The organism is Gammaproteobacteria bacterium, assembly GCA_011682695.1.
Taxonomy (GTDB): domain Bacteria; phylum Actinomycetota; class Acidimicrobiia; order Spongiisociales; family UBA4744; genus BMS3Bbin01.
Genome location: JAACED010000084.1, coordinates 1 through 6,306, shown reverse-complemented (window position 1 = coordinate 6,306; position 6,306 = coordinate 1). Strand labels below are relative to the sequence as shown.

Here is a 6,306-nt window from a genome sequence, read left to right as displayed (position 1 = left end):
TTCATGACCCGCAGGCCGGAGGCGTGCCAGTTCTCCGTCGACACGCTCTTGTCGTCGTTTCCGTGCCAGGGACTGCCGGTCGCGGCGGGTCTTGGCCGCGCCCGTACCGACGAGCGCCGCACCGATTCCGAGGATCACGATTCCGAAGATCAGCCCCGCGTTCGACAAAGGGGATTCTTCGGGGCGAGAGCTGGTGGGCGCGGCCGGAACAGGTCCGGCGAACGTCTGCTCGAGGCCACCCACGATCGCGGCGATCCCGCCGTCGAAATCACCGGCGGCGAAGAAACTTCGCCCGAGACCGGCGATGAAGTCGAGCTGCGAAGAGGAGATATCCAGGCCCTCCCCTGTTTCGATCGCCGTGTATCGATTGTCGAGGTCGATCAGCACAACGACACCGTCGTTGAGGTCGGCGGCGCCCACTCCCCATGCGTTTCCGAGATCCTGCGCGAACTCGTTCGGGGAACGAGGGCTGCTGTCTTGGATCACCACGACGGCGATCTCGTGACCGTACTCCACGACGACACGGCCGACCGCCTCCTCCAGTCGAGCGTCATCGGTGATCACGCCCACCGTGTCGGTGACCCATCCATCGCAGGTGATCCCTTCGAATGGAGGGCAGGTTGGCGCACTCTGGGCAAGTGCCGGGGTTGCTGTCATGAGCAGCAGAGCGAGGATCGAGAAGAGACGTTTCATTGGCAGCGAGCCTACCGTTCTGCCGTGGGGACTGGCCGGGAATCCCCGGGTGGGGCCATTGTGTTGGAGGGACCGTGGATTACGAAGACATCGCATGTCGCATCCTGTCGACGTATCGAACGTGGGCCGTCGTGGGTTGCTCGCCTCGACCGACTCGCGCGAGCCACCGCGTGGCGGCGTTCCTTCAGCAGCGGGGGTATCGGATCATCCCCGTCAATCCTGCTGCCGACGAGATTCTCGGCGAAACGGCATACGCCGATCTGGCATCGGTCCCCGACCAGATCGAGGTTGTCGACATCTTCCGTCGTTCTGGTCTCGCAGGTGGGCACGTCGACGAGGCGATAGCGATCGGGGCGAAGGCGGTGTGGATGCAGCTGGGCGTCATCGATGAGGAAGCGGCGGCGCGTGCGAGAAACGCCGGCCTCGACGTCGTCATGGACCGCTGTCCCAAGATCGAGTACCCACGACTGTCCGCGGAGTAGGGTCCACGCAAAGGAGAACGCGTGCAGATCTCGAACCTGATCCTGCAGGTGTCCGACATGGAGCGGTCCCTGCACTTTTACCAAGACGTTCTAGAGCTACCTCTCCTGCATGCGTCCGGCGCTTTCGCGTTCCTCGATGGAGGAGGGGTGACACTCGCACTGAACGAGTACCCGGGCGAGTTTCCCGCGATTCCGAGTGTCGCCGAGATCGTGTTGCAGGTCGACGACGTTCACGAGGTGTATCGGACACTTGCCGACAGGGGAGTCGAGTTCCGGGTCGAACCCCGCGTTGTGACCGAGATGGACGGGAGGCAACTGCTGGCTGCCGATTTCCGGGATCCGGACGGCCACGTCCTGTCGATCACCGGGTGGGGATGACGGAGAGCCGTCTTCAAAGTCGAGTCACGGTGAGGGACTCGCCCGTCACTTGTGGCCACCGACTACTTCAAGTCCTCCTCGTAGACTATGTCCCAGCGATCGAGGCAGTCCTCGCATCGGTAGACGAGAATATCGCCAGGTTGGAACCCGTCTTCGGGCGGACGCAGAACCAGGTGGGCGGTCCCGCCACAGTCGACGCAGATGATCGTCTCATCCATCAGGGCCTCCGTTCGGTCGTAGGGCGGGTGTCATGGGGGCGTTCGACGTCGGGCGATCGTTCAAAGAAGAAGGAACCGGCAAGCGGCTTCAACTCGTCGAACCATGTCGCTCGTGGGTCGTAGTGAGCGAGAAACGGCTTTCCGACCCAGGCGGGGTCTCTTGCCTGGAGGAACGACAGAGAGAACGCTTTCTGCGTGCCAATGCGGGTTGTTCCGTGGATCATGACCTTGCCCGGTGTGGTCGACATGACCGGGCCGCGCACCGTGCGACCGAGGCCGGAGACCTGCCGGTACGCCGCAAAGAAGATCGCGTGGGCTTGTGCGAGGGGGAGCTCGAAGTAGGTGCGGGCTCCTGTGTCTCGGGGGATGAACATGTAGTAAGGCACGATGCCCAGCTGGACCTGGCGGTTCCACATGGATGCCCAAATGCCCGGGTCGTCGTTGATGTGGCGTGCAATCGGGGATTGTGACCTCAGCACGGCGCCGGTCTCTCTGAGGCGGCGGACTGCCGTCTCCGCAGCCGGGGTGGAGAGCTCGCGAGGGTGGGTGTAGTGGATCATCAGCGCGAGGTGGAAACCTGCGTCGACCACGCTTCGGAGAAGCCTCAGCAACTCGTCTGCGTCGCGGTCGCTGATGAAACGATACGGCCAGGTGGCAGGAACTTTGGTGCCGATGCGGATGGAAGTGAGTCCGCCCGGCTTCTGATCCAAGATCGGTTGGATGTATTGGGCCAGCACCTGCGCCCGCATGCTGAACGGGTCTCCTCCTGTGATCAGCAGGTCCGTGACATCCGGGTTCTCGCGGAGATAGTGGATCAGTGGCTCGACGTCGGTCGCGGCGATTCGCTCATCTCCGACGAACTGTGGCCATCGGAAACAGTAGGTGCAGTAGGCGGGACAAGTCTGGCCGCGTTTGGGAAAGAACAGCACCGTTTCGCGGTACTTGTGCTGAACGCCGGGCAGGGGACTTCCGTCGAGGAGAGCCGTGTTCAGGTCGAGCTGACCGGCCGGGTGCGGATTGAGAGCACGATGGATTCCTCGCACCAACTCGCGGACAGCTTCGTCGCTCGTCGCCTGCTCGATTCGTTCGAGGTCTCGCGCATCGAGCATCTCCGGCTGCGGGAACGCGAGCCGGAAGATTGGATCGTCGGGGACGCGACTCCAATCGATCAACTCGTCGAGCTGATACCTGTTCACGCGGAAGGGAAAGACCTGGGCGAGCGCACGGAGACGGTGCCGATCTTGTGGTGTCCACGCTTCGAGCTGTGGAATCTGGTCGATCGACGCCTTTCCGTAGGCTCTGAATCGATGCGTTTTCTCAGTGACACTCATACTTACAACATACCGAACGATCGCGCTCGCTGTGCGTGGGATCCACGAAGACGGTGATCCGGTGGGTGTTTTGGCCGTCGTGTCGTGTCGGTGGGGAGGCGCTGATGGTGGGCTGGTTGGAGGGCCTGGCACTCCGACAGACAACCTTTGCGGCGTTCTCCGGCTCGACGCACCGCAGCGGGTGCACCTTCGTTGTGTGGGTCTTGCGATCGATTCGGATCGGCCCGACAACTCGACTCGAGCACAAGGGACGGGTCGATCCGTGTCGACCCGACGCCCCTGACTCGGCATCGACACCACGAACGTTGCCTGCCAAGGCCCTACTCGGCGTTCGAGGTGGTTTCGATCGGTTTGGTGAAGAAGCGTAGGTAGGCGTAGCCGAGGGCGCCGGCGAGGAAGGACCCGGCGAAGATGCCCGTTTTGGCCATGTCGATGAACTCTGGGTGTCGGAAAGCGAGTGTTGCGATGAACAGGGCCACGGTGAATCCGACGCCTGCCAGCAGTGCGACACCGAAGATGTGATGCCAGGTGGTGTTTTTCGGCAGTGTGCCGATGCCGAGCCTTATGGCGATGGCGGTGAAGATTGAGACGCCGACGAACTTGCCGACGAGTAGCCCTAGCCCCACCCCGAGGGTGATCTTGCTGGTGAGTTCGTCGAGGATGTTGACGCCTGTGAAGCGAACGCCTGCGTTGGCGAGGGCGAAGATCGGGATCACCAGGAAGGAACTCCAGGGTGCGAGGGCGTGCTCGAGGCGGTTGAGTGGTGGGACTGACTCGGATGCGATTGCTGCGACTTCCCTGGCACTGTGGTCGGCGCGAGCATGGGAATGGCGTGAGTCCTCTTCCGGTCCGTATGCCTTCAGCACGAAGTCGGTTTTCTCGTAGAACTGCTTGTCCGTGTACATGGCGACGGCGGGAGTGAGGAGTCCGAGGAACACACCGGTGAGCGTCGGGTGTACGCCCGATTCGAGCATGAAGTACCAAATGACAAATCCGGTCACCCAGTAGAACCCCATCGAGCGGATACCGGCGCGTTCTGCGATCTTCACCAGCGCGAACAACACGATTGCGCCGATGAGGTATTTCAGGGCGAGGTCGGTCGTGTAGAAGATCGCGATGACGATGATGCCGCCGATGTCGTCGGCGATGGCCAGCGTGAGGAGGAACAGTTTCGCGCCGAGGGGCACACGTTTGGAGACGAGGGCCAGAATACCGATCGAGAAGGCGATATCGGTTGCGACCGGGACTCCCCACCCTCGTATGGCCTCCGGTCCGAGATTGTGGACGAACGCAAGATAAATGACTGCCGGGAAGAGCATGCCGCCGAGTGCAGCAAACACCGGGAGACCTGCAGCCTTCGGATCGCGCAGCTCACCGACGGCGAGTTCACGTTTGATCTCGAGGCCGACAACGAAGAAGAAGATCGTCATGAGAGCGTCGTTGACCAAATCACGTAGCGTTTCGTTCAGACCGAACCCGCCGATATGCAGACTGACGGCCGTCTCCCAGAATCGTTCATAGCTTTCACCGCTCGGCAAGTTCGCCCACACGATCGCGACGACCGCGGCAATGAGCATGAGCACGCCAGATGCAGCCTCGAGCTGCATGAACCGCAGCACAGGAGAGATGAAGATCCTCGGAACGGGCCGTTGTGAATGCAGCCACGTACGATGGACGCGGTCTCGATCTGGCATGATCAGCGAGGCTAGTGAAAACAACGATCGGCGCATATTCGAGGTTCGAGTAGGGGTAACCTTCGCCGTCCGATAGGGTCTGAGCGTGGCCGAAGTACATCCCAGCCGTCTCGTCCGCGTCCTCTATCTCGTACTTGGTGTGTTCTTCCTTGGCCTCGGAGTCATAGGTATCGTGCTGCCGCTGATTCCGACCACTTTTCCGGTCATCTTGGCGGCGTTCTTCTTCGCTCGATCCTCCGAGCGTTTCGACCGGTGGATCGTCAGTCATCGCCTGTTCGGCCCGTTGATCCGCGACTGGCGGGCAGGACGGGGGTTCAGTGTCCGGACCAAGACCGTCGCGATCGTCGCGGTCGCAGTCACGTTCACCATTTCGATCGTATGGGTGATCGAGCTTGCGGGCGTTCGTATTGGGCTCGCCCTGCTTGCGGTCGCCATCAGCACGTATATCTTGCGACTGCCGACCAAGCAGGCCGAAGACGTGTAGTGGCCTGTCGCAGGGTGTTGGCCGTGTCCTTATCGCGCGACTCCAAGCGACGCGCGCGAGAGCGTTAGTTCGGTGGGTCCCGTCGGCAGCTACATTCGGACGCACTCGCCTCGTGCGAGTCGCGTGAGGACTATCCGCCCGAGACTGCCTGCATGATGGTGAGCGTGTCGCCCTTGGCCACGGGATTGTCAAGGTCGCCCAGCCACGCCGTGTCGGTGTCATTCCAGAAGATACGCACGTGCGGCCGCAGTTCCCGCTGCTCATCGAAGAGATGCACTTTCAATCCGGGTTGTGCATCGAGGAGTGCTTCGATGGCTCCCCCCACCGTCGACGCCTCGACGATGAAACTTCGGGTTCCCGTGACCGGGACCAGGAGAGATGGCACCCGCACCGTGATGAATGCCATCAGACCGGCAGGACCTTCACGCAGAGGATGCGCGGGAGCGTCCAGGCCTCCGTCATCCACGAGTCGCCGCCGTCGACGGTGAACCGAAACTGACCAGAAGTAGTACCGAGGTAGACGCCTCCCTCGTGGTCGGTGTCCATCGCACCGCGCAGCACAGGTGTGAATGTTGGAGCCTTGGGGTGTCCTGTACCAGACACCTGCCATGTCTCTGCTCCATCGATGGAGCGGTAGACCCGGAACCGGCCATTTGGTGGGAGGCGGTACTCGTCGCTCTGCAGCGGAACGACGAATATCGTCTTCGAGGACCGATCCATCACCATCGGGAACCCGAAAGTGCCGGGCAGTCCGGTTTCCGTTCGTTCCCAGGTGTCGCCGCCATTCGATGACCGGTACACCCCTTGATGATCTTGGCGGTAGATGAGGTTCGAATCGTCCGGGTCGAGGGCGAGTCCGTGCACACAGGAACCGATGTCGTCGAAATCCCTGGATGGGACGGTCTTGGCGACACCCGTGTTGACGGGAAGCCAAGTGTCGCCGCCGTCGTCGGAACGAAAGACGCCGGCTGCGGAGATACCGGCCCAGATTCGGTCCGGATTGCCGGGATCGGTGAGGATCTTGTG

Annotated in this window: 9 protein-coding genes; 3 read left to right on the top strand and 6 right to left on the bottom strand. The window is 61.9% G+C overall.

The genetic code is table 11. The features are described from left to right. On the bottom strand, positions 1–693 hold a 693-nt coding region (locus GWP04_11660), incomplete at its 3' end, for a hypothetical protein (protein ID NIA26209.1). 74 nt (positions 694–767) lie between these two features. Here GWP04_11660 and GWP04_11655 point away from each other — a divergent pair. Both GWP04_11655 and GWP04_11650 read left to right on the top strand, forming a co-directional pair. After that, the gene (locus tag GWP04_11655) at positions 768–1,175 is read left to right on the top strand and encodes a CoA-binding protein (protein ID NIA26208.1); all 408 of its coding nucleotides are present in this window, start codon (positions 768–770) and stop codon (positions 1,173–1,175) included. A gap of 21 nt (positions 1,176–1,196) precedes the next feature. Then, positions 1,197–1,553: a hypothetical protein gene (locus GWP04_11650; protein NIA26207.1), complete on the top strand. Its 357-nt coding sequence runs from the start codon at positions 1,197–1,199 to the stop codon at positions 1,551–1,553. A gap of 62 nt (positions 1,554–1,615) precedes the next feature. On the opposite strand, the gene GWP04_11645 is transcribed toward GWP04_11650, so the two are convergent. The 3 genes from GWP04_11645 to nhaA all read right to left on the bottom strand — a co-directional run bounded on the left by GWP04_11645 (position 1,616) and on the right by nhaA (position 4,796). Beyond that, positions 1,616–1,771 carry a hypothetical protein gene (locus tag GWP04_11645; GenBank protein NIA26206.1) on the bottom strand — a complete coding sequence of 52 codons (156 nt, stop codon included), beginning with the start codon at positions 1,769–1,771 and terminating at the stop codon, positions 1,616–1,618. Beyond that, positions 1,771–3,102 (bottom strand): lysine 2,3-aminomutase, encoded by a 1,332-nt coding sequence (locus tag GWP04_11640; protein NIA26205.1) that lies wholly within the window; start codon positions 3,100–3,102, stop codon positions 1,771–1,773. The genes GWP04_11645 and GWP04_11640 overlap by 1 nt, the downstream gene beginning before the upstream one ends. A gap of 320 nt (positions 3,103–3,422) precedes the next feature. Further along, positions 3,423–4,796, bottom strand: a complete 1,374-nt coding sequence (gene nhaA, locus GWP04_11635) for a Na+/H+ antiporter NhaA (GenBank protein ID NIA26204.1) — start codon at positions 4,794–4,796, stop codon at positions 3,423–3,425. Between the two features lie 85 nt (positions 4,797–4,881). On the opposite strand from nhaA, the gene GWP04_11630 reads away from it, so the two are divergent. Further along, entirely contained in the window at positions 4,882–5,280 is a 399-nt protein-coding gene (locus tag GWP04_11630; protein NIA26203.1) for a DUF454 family protein, read from the top strand. Positions 5,281–5,410: 130 nt separating this feature from the next. Here the strand turns inward: GWP04_11630 and GWP04_11625 are convergent, their stop codons facing one another. Then, a complete protein-coding gene (locus tag GWP04_11625; protein NIA26202.1) occupies positions 5,411–5,686 on the bottom strand; it encodes a molybdopterin synthase sulfur carrier subunit in 276 nt (91 codons plus the stop codon). Further along, a partial coding sequence (locus GWP04_11620) for an exo-alpha-sialidase (protein ID NIA26201.1) occupies positions 5,686–6,306 on the bottom strand: 621 nt, incomplete at its 5' end. The genes GWP04_11625 and GWP04_11620, both read right to left, overlap by 1 nt.

Bases quoted from the DNA above. Each gene is read 5' to 3' on its own strand.
- nhaA (NIA26204.1), bottom strand. From the start codon at position 4,796: ATGCCAGATCGAGACCGCGTCCATCGTACGTGGCTGCATTCACAACGG.
- GWP04_11645 (NIA26206.1), bottom strand. From the start codon at position 1,771: ATGGATGAGACGATCATCTGCGTCGACTGTGGCGGGACCGCCCACCTG.
- GWP04_11640 (NIA26205.1), bottom strand. From the start codon at position 3,102: ATGAGTGTCACTGAGAAAACGCATCGATTCAGAGCCTACGGAAAGGCG.
- GWP04_11625 (NIA26202.1), bottom strand. From the start codon at position 5,686: ATGGCATTCATCACGGTGCGGGTGCCATCTCTCCTGGTCCCGGTCACG.